12 protein-coding genes are annotated in these 13115 nt (G+C 60.7%); 9 read left to right on the forward strand and 3 right to left on the reverse strand.

Translation table 11 applies throughout. The annotated features are described in order from the left end of the window. Nucleotides 1–100 precede the first annotated feature (100 nt). The 3 genes from tnpA to tnpC all read left to right on the forward strand — a co-directional run bounded on the left by tnpA (nt 101) and on the right by tnpC (nt 2507). Nucleotides 101–520 carry an IS66-like element accessory protein TnpA gene (tnpA, locus tag ACTJI6_RS22030; RefSeq protein WP_440798008.1) on the forward strand — a complete coding sequence of 140 codons (420 nt, stop codon included), beginning with the start codon at nt 101–103 and terminating at the stop codon, nt 518–520. Continuing rightward, a complete protein-coding gene (gene tnpB, locus ACTJI6_RS22035) occupies nt 514–873 on the forward strand; it encodes an IS66 family insertion sequence element accessory protein TnpB (RefSeq protein WP_214273084.1) in 360 nt (119 codons plus the stop codon). Before tnpA ends, tnpB begins: the two co-directional genes overlap by 7 nt. Nucleotides 874–941: 68 nt before the next feature. Beyond that, entirely contained in the window at nt 942–2507 is a 1566-nt protein-coding gene (gene tnpC, locus ACTJI6_RS22040; protein ID WP_080622378.1) for an IS66 family transposase, read from the forward strand. A gap of 224 nt (nt 2508–2731) precedes the next feature. Here tnpC and ACTJI6_RS22045 read toward each other — a convergent pair whose 3' ends face one another. Both ACTJI6_RS22045 and ACTJI6_RS22050 read right to left on the reverse strand, forming a co-directional pair. Then, nucleotides 2732–2956, reverse strand: coding sequence for a DUF2188 domain-containing protein (locus ACTJI6_RS22045; RefSeq protein ID WP_440803746.1), 225 nt, complete (start codon nt 2954–2956; stop codon nt 2732–2734). A gap of 204 nt (nt 2957–3160) precedes the next feature. After that, nucleotides 3161–4597, reverse strand: a complete 1437-nt coding sequence (locus ACTJI6_RS22050) for a DUF6880 family protein (RefSeq protein WP_440803749.1) — start codon at nt 4595–4597, stop codon at nt 3161–3163. A 511-nt stretch (nt 4598–5108) separates the two neighbouring features. Between ACTJI6_RS22050 and repA the strand changes: the two genes are divergently transcribed. From repA to ACTJI6_RS22080, 6 genes are all read left to right on the forward strand, one after another. Beyond that, nucleotides 5109–6314: a plasmid partitioning protein RepA gene (repA, locus tag ACTJI6_RS22055; RefSeq protein ID WP_440803751.1), complete on the forward strand. Its 1206-nt coding sequence runs from the start codon at nt 5109–5111 to the stop codon at nt 6312–6314. After that, a complete protein-coding gene (repB, locus tag ACTJI6_RS22060) occupies nt 6314–7384 on the forward strand; it encodes a plasmid partitioning protein RepB (RefSeq protein ID WP_440803753.1) in 1071 nt (356 codons plus the stop codon). The genes repA and repB overlap by 1 nt, the downstream gene beginning before the upstream one ends. 285 nt (nt 7385–7669) lie before the next feature. Further along, nucleotides 7670–8899, forward strand: a complete 1230-nt coding sequence (repC, locus tag ACTJI6_RS22065; protein WP_440803754.1) for a plasmid replication protein RepC — start codon at nt 7670–7672, stop codon at nt 8897–8899. Between the two features lie 1638 nt (nt 8900–10537). Beyond that, the gene (locus tag ACTJI6_RS22070) at nt 10538–10783 is read left to right on the forward strand and encodes a hypothetical protein (protein WP_440803756.1); all 246 of its coding nucleotides are present in this window, start codon (nt 10538–10540) and stop codon (nt 10781–10783) included. Next, complete coding sequence (locus ACTJI6_RS22075; RefSeq protein WP_440803759.1) at nt 10780–11004, forward strand: hypothetical protein; 225 nt, start codon at nt 10780–10782, stop codon at nt 11002–11004. The genes ACTJI6_RS22070 and ACTJI6_RS22075 overlap by 4 nt, the downstream gene beginning before the upstream one ends. Before the next feature lie 89 nt (nt 11005–11093). Further along, nucleotides 11094–11342 carry a hypothetical protein gene (locus tag ACTJI6_RS22080; RefSeq protein WP_440803761.1) on the forward strand — a complete coding sequence of 83 codons (249 nt, stop codon included), beginning with the start codon at nt 11094–11096 and terminating at the stop codon, nt 11340–11342. A gap of 655 nt (nt 11343–11997) precedes the next feature. Here the strand turns inward: ACTJI6_RS22080 and ACTJI6_RS22085 are convergent. Further along, complete coding sequence (locus ACTJI6_RS22085) at nt 11998–13041, reverse strand: IS5 family transposase (protein WP_085502601.1); 1044 nt, start codon at nt 13039–13041, stop codon at nt 11998–12000. Nucleotides 13042–13115 lie beyond the last annotated feature (74 nt).

Below are 13115 nucleotides of genomic sequence, written 5' to 3' on the forward strand. Positions count from 1 at the left end.
GTAAGCGCGACGCTGATCCCCTCCTGCCGCTGGTGATCTGAACGGGCCAATCTCCGTGCGCATGAACGTCGGAGGTGTTGGCTTGGAACGAGACGGCAAAATGGGCGGCCATTTGGACGGCTTCTCGGATGGTGGGGTTTCGCGGCTGGAAGTGATGGAGGGGCCGACCGGGCGTCAGCGACGCACGAAGGCGGAGCGGGCGCGGATTGCGGCGGAAAGCTTGGTGCCGGGAACTTCGGTGACCGAAGTCGCGCGGCGGCACGGGACGACGCGCTGGCAGGTTTATGACTGGCGGAAGAAGCTACGGGACGGACAGCTTGTCGTGCCCGAGAGCGTGGCGGCACTGCCGATGTTTGCAGAACTGGTCGTCGAGGGCGCCGCAGCGGAGATGCCGGCAGAGACGGAGGCCAGCACCGGCGTGGAGATTGTTGTGGGTGATGTCGTGATCCGCGTCGGCGCAGATACCGATGAGGTTCTGCTTACGCGGTCGATCCGAGCGGCGCGGGCGGCGGCATGGTGATGCTCGGCCAGGGCGGGCCGGTGAAGGTCTACGTGGCGACGCGGCCGGTGGACTTCCGCAAGGGCATCGACGGGCTGGCGCTGGCGGTGCAGGAGATGTTCGGGCTCGACCCGTTCTGCGGGGCGGTCTTCGTCTTCCGGGCGAAGCGGGCAGATCGTATCAAGATTCTGGTCTGGGACCAGACCGGGATGGTGCTCGTTCACAAGCGCCTCGAGGGCGGCAAGTTCGTCTGGCCGCAGGTGCGGGATGGGGTGATGCGCCTGTCCTCGGCGCAGCTGGCGGCGCTGTTCGAGGGGTTGGACTGGAGACTGGTAAGACCCGAGCGGGTGCGCCGCCCGCTGGTTGCAGGGTAAGTGCATCCGACGCACTGGAGGCCCCGTTTTTACTGGCCAGAACGGCATCAGCGTGATTCACTTCAGGCATGGATGCCGACACTCTCAGCCGCGAGAACGCTCATCTGAAGGCCCGCCTCGCGGAGGTCGAGGCAGCGCTCGCGGAGGTACAGGAGGCAAACCGCCGGCTGGAGGGTATCCTGCGCACCTCGCAGCGCGAGCGCTTTGGCAAGAGTTCCGAGAAGTTGTCACCCGACCAGTTCAATTTGCCGCTCGAGGACGCCGAACTGGCCCAGGGCGTGCTTGAGGCCGCGCAGGAGAAGGCTGAAGCCGCGCTTTCCCGGGCGCGAGGGGAAGAACCTCGCAAGCCCGCGCGCAACCGTGGGCATCTGCCGGCGCATCTGCCCCGGGTCGAGCGCGTGATCGAGCCGGCCAGCACCCTTTGCCCCTGCGGTTGTGGTGAGATGGCCCGGATCGGGGAGGATGTCTCCGAGCGGCTCGACGTGATCCCGGCGCAGTTCCAGGTTCTTGTGACGCGGCGCCCCAGATATGCCTGTCGCCGCTGCTCGCAGGCCGTAGTGCAGGCTCATGCGCCCGAGCACGTCGTGCCGGGCGGCCTGCCCACCGAGCGGCTGATCGCATGGATCATCATCTCGAAGTTCGGCGACCACCTTCCGTTTTACCGCCAGGCGGGGATCTTCGAGCGGCAGGGGCTCCACCTCGACCGCGGCACATTCGGCAATTGGGTCGGCCGCGCCTGCTTCCACCTGATGCCCGTGATCGACCACATGAAGGTCCACCTGCGCGTCGCCGACCGGATCTTCGTCGACGAGACCCGCGCGCCTGTTCTGGAGCCGGGCCGGAAGGCCACCAAGAGCGGCTACTTCTGGGCCGTCGTATCCGACGATCGCGGGCATGGCGGTGCCGGCCCGCCCCTCGTGCTGTTCCACTACGCTCCCGGTCGGGGACGGGAACATCCGCTTAGGTTCCTGGCCGGATACCGCGGCCGGTTCCTGCAATGCGACGCCTACCAATCCTACAATGCGCTGACCGAGATCACGCGCGATGAGGGGCCGTGGCAGCTGGTCTATTGCTGGACCCACGTCCGCCGCCGCTTCGTCAAACGCGTCGAGAGCGACGGCTCGCCCATCGCCGAGGAGATGCTGCGCCAGATCGCATTGCTGTATCAGATCGAAAAGACCGTGCGCGGCAAGGACCCGGCCGTCCGCATGGCCATCCGACGCGAGCAATCCGCCCCGATCATCTCCGCGCTCAAGCCCTGGCTGGAGACCCAGCTCTCGCGCATCCCGCGGAAGTCCCTGCTGGCCGAGGATATCCGCTACACCCTCGCGCACTGGCCCGGCCTGATCCGCTTTATCGACGATGGCACCCTCGAGCTGGACACCAACCCGGTCGAAAACCAGATCCGTCCGATCGCGCTGACCCGGAAGAACGCCCTCTTCGCCGGGAACGAAATCGGCGCCGAGAACTGGGCCATGCTCGCCTCGCTGGTTGCCACCTGCAAGCTGTCCGGCGTGAACCCCGTCGACTACCTCGCCGATACCCTCCGGGCCATCCTCGACGGACACCCCAGATCCCGCATCGAGGACCTCATGCCCTGGTGCTACGACCAAGCGTCAAGCCTCGCTGCATAGGGCCTCGTCGTCGCGCTTACAGACAAATCGTGGATCGAATAGCGAGCACCTCTAGCCAAGTTATAGATCTTATCTAGCCTATTCTCGCCAGCTTCCAAACGCTCCGTCGCAAGGCGCGGATTTAGTCCGGCGTAGATAATGCAAAAAAGCATTGCCTCCAATAGGGGTGCATATTCTTCATCAAAGGGGCAGTTGATGAAAACGTCGGTCTCGTAAGGCAAAATTTATCCCTTTGGCGGGAATGAATCCCTGCCATAGGAACTGCGCTCACGTATCCGCCCATCCCTACCGTGAATGTACAACTCAACACCGTCGCGGCGAGCCCTTTCACGCGCTTGATCAATAGCTTCTTGCTGTGTCCCGTAAAGACGAAACACCTTCTCTGCACCTGAACTTCTTACTCCCCATTTGTTACCACGGGGCACGACGTGCTGATCCTTGCTCTTCATGTCTCGCTCCTTTCTCGTCAATATACGTGCTGGGGCTCTCGCTGCCAAGAACAGGCACGCGCAACAGCAAACGAAGTTGTAGTACTACGCGGGGCGAAGCCACCGACCTGATCCCGATATTGCTGCGACACTGTACGATTGACTGCTCAGAGGAATGCTGCGCCACAGCAAAACGCCAGTCCGAGTGGCAGCTTTGGGCCGACCTCACCCCTCGACCAGTTGCCAGAAGCCATACTTCCGCCCGTGCCTCTGCTTGAGTGCGGCGACGAATTGTTCATGTGTGGGGAAGCTGCCGTGATCGTTGATGGCCAGATGGCATGACTGGCATTCGGCTAAGTGGCGGGCTGCATGGCGGTATCGCTTGGCTTTCCCGCCGTCCAGTGTGTCCTCGATCATGGCACGGCGCATCAGCGTGGCGGCAAGCGGGTGCTTGGCTTCAAGGGCCTCAGCCGCTGTCGTGAGCAGATGATAGGCATTCCCGTCCAACTGATCCGCTCGCGCCATCACGATCCGTGCCGCGCGGTCATGGCTGGGCCAGCCAACCAGAAAGCTGATTGCTGCGCCCAGGTGGGAATGGCCTTCAGCAATGTCGAGTGCCTTTTCCTCGGCCTCGATGTCATCGAAGTCGGGGAGCAGCTTCAGGTACTTGCGAAGGCTGCGCGCGCTGAGGGACTGCTCGAACCTGTCCCACAGATGCGCCTTGAGCTGATCGAGCTTGCCCAGCTTCTCAAGGCATTCCTCGTAGACCTCGTCAAGCTCACCCTGGACCATTCTGAATGACGTGCCCGCATCGGCGGCGCGGGCGCGATTGACGATGTCGAACGCCTCGTCGATGCGGCCGGCATCAAGCAATCTGCGCGCCACGTCAGGGGCAATCGTGCCGTAGGTCAGTTGTTCGGCGGAATAGCGGGCCATGTAGGCGTCGACATCGCCCTGGGCATCGGCAACATCGGCCAGGATGATCGATCGTGTGATCTGCCTGTGGCGACGAACGCTGTCTGCTGGCGACGACGATAGGCCAATGCCCTGGTATCTGGCCAACTCATGGTCAGTAGCGGGCGCTGCCGCCCATGCGTCGGTGATCTGCTTGAGATGCTCGAGACCGTCCTGGCCGAGAATCTCGGTTGTTGCCGGAATGATCCCGTCGAACTCTCCGTAGTCTGCCTCGGAAACGGCATGGATCACCCGCTCCGCCAGCGTCTTGGGATGGACCGAAATCCTGCCGGATAGCTTGCCGATCATCTCCATGGCCGCTCCCATGACATCCCCAATTGCCCCGTTGCTGTCGTCCGTGCGCTGATGAATGGAGGGAGCCAGTTGCAGGAAAGACCAGAGCAGCTCGAAGGCCTCATCGGCATCCTGTGGCGCGATCGTGGTCTCGATCATCCCCAGCAGTCCTCTGAGGTCCTTGACCAGCGCCCTCTGCTTGCTCCAGTCGACATAGCTGGTGGAGCGTCGAAGGGAGGCGAACCGCTTGCGGATATCGGCAGCGACGTCCGCTGGGCCCTGCGCCGCGCTGAGTTCCATTCGTGCACGGCGCTGCAGGGCTGCACTTCCCTGCACCAGGTCCATGACCAGCTCGGCCAGCTTCTCTGCCCCGAGCTTCTCGAGGTTTGCCTTGTTCAGCGTTTTCTTGGACATCGTTGTGGCGTCTCAGCATGGATCCAGTACAGCATTGCCGAGATTGCCCCGCACGGAATGCTGCAGCAAGCAGGCATGGTCGGTTCGGACAAGCGCTCTGTAAGCCAATCCGGCTGCTTCCGACGCTCTGCGAGCGCTTGACCAAGCTGCAAAGACGGCAACTGCCGTTCCGATGCGTGTGGAGCACCAAGCCTTCATTGTACCGAGGGGGCGGCTGTTGATTTCTCCCAGCCATGCAGCCGAATCGAGTCGGGTGGGATCCAGGAGTCTCACCACACAACAGCTGCAACGGATCAAAGTTATCCACAGTTTCGGCTCTATGTCAGTCCTTTGTGGCATGTATCCCGCACTGAATCGGCCCATCCAGGGGCGTCGGCCGTGAAATAACTTGTCATAGGTTCCCTGTTGATGCCATTTGGTCTAAAGCGATGAAGATCGATAATAACGGTTGATGCCAGATTTACGCAGCAAGAGCGTGAAGCCGAGAGTGGTAGCCGGGAGGAGCTGGGCAATGGACGACATCGAAACCATCCTAGGGCAGCCACCCAGTGATAACATCTTTGCCGACCTGTGCCGGGACGATGAACGACTGCGGCAGTCACTTGAGAAGCACATGCGCAATGTCTTCGCGCCAGAGCTTCGCAAGGAGATGCGGACATTCTCTCCATCCGAGGCGGCCTCACTCATCGGCGTAACTGTCTCCAATCTCCGCAAGCTGCACCACGATGGCAAGATCCCCGACGTGGAGCAAGATAAGCGGGGCTATCGCAACTACAGCGGCGCTGACATCGATACCATCAGGATCGCACTCGGACGCAGTGCCCGCGACCCCTTTCAGTATCTGCCCGGCCGACGCGCAGGCGAGCACCTGCAGGTCCTGACATTCTCGACCTTCAAGGGCGGCTCAGCGAAGACGACCAGCAGCATCCACACAGCGCAGCGGCTCGCACTCAAGGGCTACAAGGTTCTTGCAATTGACATGGACCCCCAAGGGTCGCTCACGACCATGATGGGCCTGATGACAGACCTCGAGATGGGTGAGATGCCGACCATCTACGATGCCATCAGGTATGAGGACCAACTACCGATGAGGGAAGTGGTCCGCAAAAGTTACTTCCACAACCTGGACATCGCTCCTGCCGGCCTGATCTTGTCGGAGTTCGAGACCGAGACCCCGCGCCACATGAACAAGCAGGGCGTCGTGCCTTTCTATCTCCGCTTGCGCTCGGCGATCGACCAGGTGGCGGACGACTACGACATCGTCATCATCGACTGCCCGCCGCAGCTGGGCTATCTGACGCTCTCTTCCTTGGTTGCTGCTACCGGATTGATGATCACCATCATACCGAACATGCTCGATGTCGCCTCGCTGAGCCAATACCTCTCGATGGCTACATCAGTGCTGCAGGTCGTTGCCAACCACGGCATGCAATTGGAATACGACTTTCAGCGCTACTTGCTTTGCCGGTATGAGCCCTCGGATTCACCGCAGGCGCAGATGTCCGGCTTTCTTCGCTATGTTTTCGGGCCGCGGCTGATGACAGAGGTCTTCCTGAAGTCGACCGCGGTGTCCGACGCCGGGCTCCGGCAGATGACCCTTTACGAGATCAGCCGGGCCGAGGTGAACAAGCAAACCTTGGACCGCGCTCTGGATTCCATCAATCAGGTCGTCGACGAGCTGGAGCGCACCATCCACAAAGCCTGGGGTCGAAGCTGATGGCACGTAGGGTCAAGCCCAACATCTTCGGAGCCATCATGAACGGCTCGGCGGATAACGAAGCTCAGGCACTTTCGGAGGGTGCGGCCGCAGTTGTGTCCGCGCCTTCGGAGCATGCGCCCCCCTCCCCTGCCCTGCATACGGCGCCGAGGCCTTCCTCCATCCCTGCAGCCTTCCATCGCGGTCCCGTCGCCGCGCTCGAGAACGATCTGCGCCAAAGCATGAGCCAGACGCTCCGGGACGTCGACACCTCCCTCATCGACCCGAGTCCCTTCTCGGACAGACTGGCGATCACCGACGACGACATACAGGATCTTCGAGACTCTATTGAGCGAAGCGGCCTGCGCGTCCCCATCCTGCTGCGGCCGAACACGGACAAGCCCGGACGCTTTATTATCGTCTACGGACGCCGGCGCCTGGAAGCATTGAAGTCGCTCGGCATGCCCGCGCGGGCCCTTGTCCGCGACATGAGCGATGTGGATTCAGTCCTAGCCCAAGGTCAGGAGAATAACGCGCGGCTGGATCCCTCGTTTATTGAGAAGGCGCTCTTTGCAGCGTCGCTCGAGGGAGCGGGCTACGAGAGCCGTGTCATTCAAGACGCACTTAACGTCAACAAGACTTACCTATCTCATATGCGACGGGTCGTGACAAACATACCGGATGTGGTCATTCGCCAGATCGGGTCTGCTCAGGGCGTGGGTTGGAAGAAGTGGCACGAAGCGGTTGACCTGATCGTTAAGGGTGGTGTGGACCCAGAGGTCCCGGCTGACTTCTTCGACAACGCAACTGATCGGGACGCCCGCTTCGCAGCCTGGCTGGAGCATCTTCGCAAATTGGAGCGTCAGAAGCGGCACAAGACGCAAACTACTGAAAACACTTCAAAAAGGCGCGCACGACCGGTTACTCTCCGGGACGGCCGGACCCGAATCGGTGAAGTCCGGCGCAACGGAGGCGCGGTGCATCTTTGCACCGACCCGCGTGAAACGGAATTCTCCCGGTGGCTCGATGTCAACGGCGAGGAACTGCTGGCTCGCCTCTATGACGAGTTCGCAGAGCAGAGCCGGAGCTGAGGCTTCGGTTTACCAAGTAAACCCACTGAAACGAGCAAAGGAGGCACGAACAGAGAGCCATAAAAGGAAAGAGCCCCCCGAGACATTCCCGGAGAGCCCTACACGAATAGACTTTGCACCTCTTGTGTAGCCTCTCCCCGAATCACTGTCAACAGCGCCTCTCGGGCGAACGGAGATGATTTGCCTGAAAATTCCGTGATTTTTCGGATTTCAGGAGGGCTGTCATGCCGTTTACCGAGTGTCCCGTGGGGTTCTCGCCCATACGGCATCTCTCGTGATGAGCAGATGGCATTAAAACGAATCAGCTTGGCTTCCGCCGGGCTGAATGCGGATGGTCAATCAGGAGCTGATTGGGATCGTCCAGCTATTCAGTCACTCGTCAGGGACCTGCAGGAAGTTGCGGGGGATCTCGGGCTAAAGGACCGGCACATACGTGTCCTCACCGCACTGGCGAGCTTCGTGCGGGAGTTTACCTCGGACAACCGGCCGGTGGTCTTTGCCTCAAACGAGGCTCTGTCGAAGCGCGCGGCGGGAATGCCCGTCCCTACCCTTCAGCGCACCCTCCGCCAGCTCTGCGGGCTCGACCTTGTCGAGCGAAACCTCTCCCCAAACGGGAAGCGCTATCCACACCGAGGAGCTAACGGCGCAATCGTCGAGGCCTTCGGTATCGATCTGAGCCCATTGCTTCGTCAGGCAACTGAGATCCGCAGCCTGGCCGTTCATGCCGAACAGCGCAGGGGCAGGATAAGGCTGATCCGCGACAGGCTGTCCCTGCTCCGAAACAGGCTTCCCGAAGAAGGAGAGGCACAGGCAACAATCCGTGCACTCCTCCGGAGACGACACAAATGCCCCATTGAACTAGAAGCAGCCTACCGGAGCCTTTCCGATCTGGCGGAGGCATCATCTTCGCCGGCGGTCGCCGTGCAGGAGCGTGCGGAGTTTACCCGGATAATCCATGCTGAACTCGATATGAATGCCCTTTCTCAGAAGTATGCCGCTCCTGGTCATGTCCCCTCCCCCGCTACTGCTGGACCTGCCGATACGGAGGAACTGACACCCAATGCGCATCAGATTGACACGCACCATCAGAGTTCAAAACCGAGAATCTTTGAATCTGAAGAGGCTCAGAAAATGAGCGAGGAAACCTGCAAAAGCAGCGATGACTGTCCGGTTCAGGATGTAACCGCAGCCGAACTGGCCGACATATGCCCTGAAGCCGTCCAGTATGCCCTTGGTAAACCGACGAGCTGGAGAGACTTCCATAACCTCGCGCTGTCGCTGGCACCAATGATTGGGATTGGCGAACAACTAGTCAGCAGGGCTCACAAAAAGCTTGGCGCGGAAGGCTTCACCATGACAGTCCTGTGCCTGGTGCAGAAGTTCGGTGTGATCCGCAATCCTGCAGCCTACTTGACCCGCCTGCTGATGCCGAACGGCCAAGACTATTCACCCGTCCGCTTCTTAAGGAGCATTGCGGCTCAGCAGGTTGCAGCAGCAGCGAGAGGAAAGATTTAGGCTGATGTCTGGTACTCCGGTTTACCATCGAGGGCCTCATGGAGGGTCAGCCGTGTACAGCACGCAAGCTGCCGGCGCGCGTTGCGCTACTTCCTGTGCTGCCTCGCTGCCCAGGCAAACGCGAGGATCGCCTAACACCTTCTTGTGCATTCGAACGCAGTTCCGGAGCACCCAGTTCTAGTCACATCGTCCTGTTTGAGCCGAGACTCAACCGAATGCGCAAGGAATTTTACAGGTAAACCGCTCCTCAAGTCTATGGCGCAAGGCGGTTAGTATCGGACCGCAAAGACCACATGCAAGTAACGGGTGCGCAGCAAGGACACAGATGGCCCCGTGGGGAAGTTAAAGATTACCACCAGCTATATGTATGTTGTCGCCTCTGTGGCGAGAAGGTCCTCGAAGTCAGCCATAGTTTACCAAATAGGCCATGGAGTTCAAAGCGGGATCGCCAACACGCATGCTGACCAACGACACCCGCGGCAAGCTCATGCACCGGACTCTGTCGATACCAAATCTGCTCCACCTGAAGACGGCTGTTTGCTCAGGGGATGGGTGCAACCCAGTGGAGCCCGCCACAGGTTTACCTCGTTCAGAACATCCAGCACCGAACCTTGAATTCAATCTGGTTGGATTCGTAGCTATGAACAGTCCGCCTGATGAAGGGTTTACCCGGCACTGCGACATGGGAATGAAACGGGCTGATGGGCTGTTCTAAGGTCCACTGGCAGTGGACCCACAAGCAGGTATCAAAGAGCCCGCTAGTGCCTTACGAGAAAACCACCAATAACAGCATCCAGCTAGACACTCCGCTGTGGGTCAGACTGAGTTGATTTCGGGTCGATCAAAGCGTGACCGGCGTTCTCACGACAAACTTCAATGCTATGTCCACGGGTAAAATTTACCACGACGATCGAATTGAAGCTAAGTGGATAAGAAGAGGAAGTTTGCCGCCGGTGTGTGGTGATGATTCTCACTAGAGATCCACCGTAGAAACTCCGAATTCGATCCTCGCTCAAAGTGCTGCGGTTTACCTGGTAAACCCCAGAGCTACCTCTGGATATCAAATGCTTCCCGGGCATCCCACAACGGCGAGATAGAAGCTATGGTGCAGACACGGCGGGGCACCCTGCGGAGACAAAATGATTCAAGTGTGAAGGACGCGGCTCACCGACGAGCACCAGAGTGCGGCCCCCGGCACCTTCCTAATTGTTATAAAGTAACGTTTCTCTCGACGTGGGGAGATCCAGTCTATGCGCGCTATGCACAATGGAGATAAGCAGCATCTGATTCAGACGAACCGGGAAGGGCAGGGGAGCTTGCAAGATGAGCCTTGTGAGATAGACCGCCGCATCATCCTAGACGACAGCGGCCGGACCGTGATCATCGGCGGCAAGGAACTGCATTACGGCGCTTCCAGCAACGACACGCTGCATGCGACGGCTGGACCGAGGACGGGGACGAGTCCACGCTTGCGCTGATCCGAGGCGGCGGCGATCTTCTGGTCGGCGGCAGCGGCGATAACGTGCCTTACGGCGACGACACGGCCGCGGCGTCTTACGGACAAAGCGACCAGCGGATCAAGGCGCCGGCGACACGCTGTTCGGCGGGAACGGGCATGACATCCTGTATAGCGACGCAGTGCTGTGGCTGGAGCTTTACTGGGCGGGCCAGCTTGTGGGGGGGCTCGAACTTGCTGGAGAGGGATCCGGCAATGACACGATCCACGGCGACGGGGCCATCTTCGGGGCGAGGATCGCCAGCTCGACGCTGTCGGGTGAGCCCGACGTGCTGCACGGTGGCGCGGGCGATGACGTGCTGACTCGCGAAGGCGACGTCAACACACAGCGGACCGGAGAGTCGAACTCCGCAGGGAGGCGGACATGATCTTCGGCGGTAGCGATAACAATGGCGAGATGACCGGCAAGGCTGATGTTCTTGCCGGTGAGCCTGGCAGCGATGCGGTGGACGGCGACGGCGGCACCTCGATCTCCACCGTCGGATACACAACTCTGGCCGGCGGCGATGACACGATCAGCGGTCGGGGGCGGATGTCGTTCTGGGCGACAGCACTGTCAAAAGCAAGTGGGCGCAGGGCGCAACCCTGATCGAGGGCGACGACCTCCTGTATGGCGGTCGAAGCGACGATTTAGTCTATGGCGACGGGCAGGCCGGGCAGGGCACCGATTACCAGTCTTTGAGGCTTTATGGCGGAAACGACCGGATCGCGGGCGGCGAGGGGGACGATATCCTTTGGGGAGACGGCACTGCTACAGGAATTACGCAGACGGTTCTTTGCGACGGCGTTGACACCTTTGTCTTCAGCGCGCGACGGGCTGGACACGATCATGAATTTCCGGTGCGACGAAGAGGATGTTATCCGATTCCTGGACCGGCGTCTGGACTGGTCCGATCTCGACCGCAACGGGAACGGGACGCTCGATGATTTCGACCCCTTTGTGGAGATCGCGGACGGCGGCACCCGCATCGACCATGGTGCGGCCTCGGCGGCAGCGATCCGTCGCAGCACCGCATTACGGTGGCCGACATCAAGGGCATGACAACCTCGGACATCCTGTTCGGCTGACCAGGGGCCGAATGCGCGGCGGCCCGAGGGACCGGCGGCGGAACGGCGGGGCGGCCCGAGGCCCCGTTCTGCCTTGCAGGACAAGATGCTCCTCCGCGCCTGGCACAAAATAAACACGCCGCCGCCGCGTGATGCGCAAAACTGAGTGCTTGGAAACGGCGTAACAGCAGTTAGTCGACGGGCGTTTATACAGTTTGGTGAGGTTTGGAAAACGGCCGTTTGTGAACGCATGCAATGGGCGTTTCTCTTGTCGTGCTGATCACAAGATGCCTTGTTTTTATGGGCTGAAGCTCACGAGAGGCGCTCCAACAGTCCCGAGAAGACGGCATGCTCGAACACCTCTATAGTAGGGCACCTCGATTTTTGACCTTTTCCGGTCGCGGGTCGCGGGCTCGGCGGCTTGAAATGGGCGTGATGCCACCCGTCAGTGCCCTTGTGCGCTACGGGGTCTTTGATGCTTTGCCTGTCGCGCGCGGCGTTTCGTGCCGCACGACTTGATTTCCGCGCCCCTGGGTTAGCCCGGGCACGGGTTCAGGCGGCTCAGCTGGCCGAGGCGGCGCATGTTGTAAGCGAGGTTCTTCATCCCGATCTTCGCCTTCGCCCGCACCATGCCGATCGTGCGCACCAGCGTGCCGCCCATGTCATTGGTCTGCGCGCCGAAGACATGCTCGACCCGGGCACGCACCGAGGATTTGGTCCGGTTGCTGCTTTTGGCCTGCTCGGTCAGCGGCTTGCCGCGCTTGCCCTTGCGGTGGATGTGGCTCTTCAGCTTCATGCCGCGCAGCTTGGCTTCCATCTCCTCGGACCGATAGGCCGGATCGGCCCAGACCCCCGCGCCGGTATTGCCCCGCGTCAGCAGGTGGTCCACCGCTTGGCTGTCATGCAGGGCGGCATCGCTGACATGGTAACGTCTTACCAGCTTGTGCTTCCTGTCCATGCTCACATGGTTCTTGTAGCCATAGTGGGATTTACCGTGCTTCTTGGTCCAGCGGGCATCAACGTCCTTCTGTGACCGCTTGGCCGGTTTGTCGGACCAGCCCTCGGGCACCTCACCGCTCTTGATCGCCTTGTTTTCCTCGCGCGTGTTGTGGTTCTTCGGCACCGGGACGATGGAGGCATCCAGGATCTGCCCTCCCCGCGCGATGTAACCCCGGCGCGCCAGATAGCCGTCGAACTGCTTGAACAGCGCCTCCACCAGGCCCGCCTGCGCCAGCGCTTCGCGATAAAGCCACACCGTCTTGGCATCGGGCACCCGGTCCTCAAGCCCTAGGCCGAGGAACCGCATGAATGACAAACGGTCGCGCACCTGATACTCGATCTGGTCGTCGGACAGGTTGTAGAGCGCGCCCAGGACCAGTGTCTTGAACATCAGAACGGCGTCCATCGGCTTGCGCCCGGCGCGCGACTTCCGCTCCGCATCTGGCTTGCGCCAAACCCGCTCCAGCGTCGGGCGGAACTCCTCCCACGGCACAACGGCGTCAATCTCGACCAAGGGGTCCTTCTTGGCATCCAGGCTCGCATAGCGGTCCGAAAGATCGAAGAAACCCATCTGTGCCATCGTTACGCCCAAGCAGCCGATCACCCCCCGTTCATACCGCAGCAACTCGGGCCGGGCAATTTTTCGAGGTGCCC

Source organism: Paracoccus sp. 22332, assembly GCF_052045125.1.
Lineage (GTDB): Bacteria > Pseudomonadota > Alphaproteobacteria > Rhodobacterales > Rhodobacteraceae > Paracoccus > Paracoccus haematequi_A.

What these genes read in the sequence shown, in the direction of transcription:
- tnpB (WP_214273084.1), top strand. Translation starts at nt 514, where the DNA reads ATGGTGATGCTCGGCCAGGGCGGGCCGGTGAAGGTCTACGTGGCGACG.
- repB (WP_440803753.1), top strand. Translation starts at nt 6,314, where the DNA reads ATGGCACGTAGGGTCAAGCCCAACATCTTCGGAGCCATCATGAACGGC.
- ACTJI6_RS22075 (WP_440803759.1), top strand. Translation starts at nt 10,780, where the DNA reads ATGATCTTCGGCGGTAGCGATAACAATGGCGAGATGACCGGCAAGGCT.
- tnpA (WP_440798008.1), top strand. Translation starts at nt 101, where the DNA reads ATGGGCGGCCATTTGGACGGCTTCTCGGATGGTGGGGTTTCGCGGCTG.
- ACTJI6_RS22045 (WP_440803746.1), bottom strand. Translation starts at nt 2,956, where the DNA reads ATGAAGAGCAAGGATCAGCACGTCGTGCCCCGTGGTAACAAATGGGGA.
- repA (WP_440803751.1), top strand. Translation starts at nt 5,109, where the DNA reads ATGGACGACATCGAAACCATCCTAGGGCAGCCACCCAGTGATAACATC.
- tnpC (WP_080622378.1), top strand. Translation starts at nt 942, where the DNA reads ATGGATGCCGACACTCTCAGCCGCGAGAACGCTCATCTGAAGGCCCGC.
- ACTJI6_RS22050 (WP_440803749.1), bottom strand. Translation starts at nt 4,597, where the DNA reads ATGTCCAAGAAAACGCTGAACAAGGCAAACCTCGAGAAGCTCGGGGCA.
- ACTJI6_RS22085 (WP_085502601.1), bottom strand. Translation starts at nt 13,041, where the DNA reads ATGGCACAGATGGGTTTCTTCGATCTTTCGGACCGCTATGCGAGCCTG.
- repC (WP_440803754.1), top strand. Translation starts at nt 7,670, where the DNA reads ATGGCATTAAAACGAATCAGCTTGGCTTCCGCCGGGCTGAATGCGGAT.